Source organism: Inquilinus sp., assembly GCF_039594555.1.
In the GTDB taxonomy this organism is placed as follows: Bacteria; Pseudomonadota; Alphaproteobacteria; order DSM-16000; family Inquilinaceae; genus Inquilinus.
On the sequence record NZ_JBCNNF010000630.1, the window covers coordinates 1 to 2714 of the forward strand.

3 protein-coding genes are annotated in these 2714 nt (G+C 69.4%); all 3 read left to right on the forward strand.

All coding sequences use genetic code 11. The features are described from left to right. The first annotated feature begins 153 nt into the window (after window positions 1-153). Window positions 154-1113 carry an ABC transporter permease gene (locus tag ABDW35_RS35220; protein WP_343718495.1) on the forward strand — a complete coding sequence of 320 codons (960 nt, stop codon included), beginning with the start codon at window positions 154-156 and terminating at the stop codon, window positions 1111-1113. An 8-nt stretch (window positions 1114-1121) separates the two neighbouring features. After that, complete coding sequence (locus tag ABDW35_RS35225; RefSeq protein WP_343718496.1) at window positions 1122-1997, forward strand: ABC transporter permease; 876 nt, start codon at window positions 1122-1124, stop codon at window positions 1995-1997. A gap of 14 nt (window positions 1998-2011) precedes the next feature. Continuing rightward, window positions 2012-2714 (forward strand): dihydrodipicolinate synthase family protein (locus ABDW35_RS35230; RefSeq protein ID WP_343718497.1); only part of this gene is annotated, 703 nt, incomplete at its 3' end.

Consider the following 2714-nt stretch of genomic DNA (forward strand, 5'->3'; position numbering starts at 1 on the left):
TCATCCCGTGCGCGCTGCGGCGCGAAGTGCCGCTGCGCAGACACGGGATCTCGGCGTCATCGTCGAAGAGATCCCGGTTCTGCAACGCATCACTTCGTGCTGCGCTGCGCCCGGGATGACGGGAGGTGAAGAGGGCGGAATGCGGAAGTGGACATGCTGAACTACTGCCTTCGTCGCCTCGCGGTCGGGGTCGGCATGCTGATCGCTCTCAGCCTGCTGATCTTCATCCTGCTCCGGCTCGCGCCCGGCGACCCGATCGACGCCTACATCAACCCGAATGTGGCGATGTCGCAGGAGGAGATGGCCGCCGTGCGCGCCCGTCTCGGCCTCGACCAACCGCTGCCGGTGCAATACCTCGCCTGGCTCGGCGGGGCGGTGCGCGGCGATCTCGGCTTCTCCCTCCAGCGCAACGGCGAGACCGTGCTGGGGCTGGTGGCGCAGCGGATCGGCCCGACCCTGCTGCTGATGGGGACGGGGCTGGCGATCGCCATCGTCGCCGGCATCGGCGCCGGCATCATCGGCGCCGTCCGGCGCAACTCGGCGACCGATCTCGGCCTGTCGGTCGCCGCCTTCCTCGGCATCTCCAGCCCGGCCTTCCTGACCGCGCTGGTCGGCCTCTATGTCTTCTCCGTGCTGCTGCGCTGGGCGCCGTCCGGCGGCATGCTGACCCCCGGCGCGCCGTTCTCGCTGGGTGACCTCGCCAGCCACCTGATCCTGCCGGCGCTGCTGCTGTCGATCGGCCATGCCGCGCTGATCATGCGCTACATGCGCGCCTCTCTCCTGGAGGTGCTGAACCAGGACTATGTCCGCTCGGCCCGCGCCAAGGGGGTGAAGGAGTTCTGGGTGATCGTAAAGCACGCGCTGCGCAACGCGCTGCTGCCGGTCGTCACCCTGATCGGGTCGACCATCGGCATCGCCGTCGGCGGCGCCATCTTCCTCGAAAGCGTCTTCAACTGGCCCGGCATGGGCCTGCTGCTGGTCAATGCGGTGGAGACCCGCGATTATCCGGTGATCATGGGGGCGACGCTGGTGGTCGGCGCCTGCGTGATCCTGGCCAACCTGCTGACCGACATCGCCTATGCGGCGATCGACCCGCGCATCCAGGTGGCTTGATGGCAGTCGTGGAAGTCCCCCGCGCTCGCGGCGGCAACGGCCCGCTGGCCCGCGCCTTCCGCCGCTTCGCCGCCAACGGCGCAGCGCTGGCCGGCATCGCCATCCTGGTGCCGATGCTGGTGCTGATCGTGGCCTACCCGCTGATCCTGGGCCACAAGCCGAACGACATCGACCTGCTGGCCCTCAACAAGGGCCCCAGCGCCGCCCATTGGCTCGGCACCGACGGAGTCGGCCGCGACATCCTGGCCCGGGTGCTGCAGGGCGGGCGCATCTCGCTGCTGGTTGCCGTGGTGTCGGTGGCGATCTCGGTGGTGATCGGTTTCCTGGTCGGGTCGATCGCGGCCATGGCCGGCCGCTTCACCGACGCCGCGATCATGCGCTTCGTCGACCTCGCCATGACCCTGCCGCCGGTGATCTCGCTGCTGGTCCTGGCCTCGATCACCGGCGCCGGCATCGTGCCGACCATCATCGTCATCTCCCTGCTGTCCTGGCCGGTGCTGGCGCGCATGGTGCGGGCCCGGCTGATGGAGCTGCGCGAGCGCGACTTCGTGGTGGCGTCGCGCGGCATGGGGGCCGGCCTCGGCCACCTGCTGTGGCGGCACGGCCTGCCGAACTCGATCGACATCCTGGTGGTCTACGCCACGTTGCAGATCGCCGCCGCCATCCTGCTCGAGGCCGGCCTGTCCTTCCTCGGCCTCGGCGTCCCGCCGCCGGAGGCGAGCTGGGGCAACATGCTGAATGCCGCCCGCAGCACCGTGGTGCTGGAGCAGTACCCCTGGCAATGGCTGTTCCCGGGCGCCGCCCTGGTGATCACCGTGCTCGCCATCAACTTCGTCGGCGACGGATTGCGCGACGCCTTCGACCCCCGTTCCGAACTCAACTGACCGAAAAGACCATCATGGCCTCAGCCCCCGCCTTCCAGGGCGTCGTCCCGCCCGTCGTCACCCCGCTGACCGAGGATTTCCAGGTCGACTACCCGTCCTTCACCCGCGTGCTCGAGCATCTGATCGACGGCGGCGTGCACGGCCTGTTCGTGCTCGGCTCCACCAGCGAGGTGGTGTTCCATGACGAGGCGACGCGGCGGCGGATCCTGGAGCATGCGGTCAAGGTCGCCAACGGCCGGGTGCCGGTGCTGGCCGGGGTGATCGACCCGACCACCGACCGCGTCATCGGCCACGCCAAGGTGGCGCAGTCGATCGGCGTCGCCGCCGTGGTGGTGACCGCACCGTTCTACGCCCGCACCAGCCAGCCGGAGATCGTCGACCATTTCCGCTATGTCCGCGAGGCCATCGACGTGCCGGTGATCGCCTACGACATCCCGGTCTGCGTCCACGTCAAGCTCGACCGCGCCGGCGTGGTGGCGCTGGCGCGCGAGGGCACCATCGCCGGGCTGAAGGATTCCAGCGGCGATGACGGCAATTTCCGCTTCGCCCTGATGGACCTGGCCGACAGGCCGGAGATCGCGATGATGACGGGCTCGGAGATCGTCTGCGATTCCGCCCTGGCCGCCGGCGCCCACGGCATCGTGCCCGGCCTCGCCAATGTCGACCCGCATGGCTATGTCCGCCTCTATGACCTGTGCCGCAAGGGCGACTGGGCGG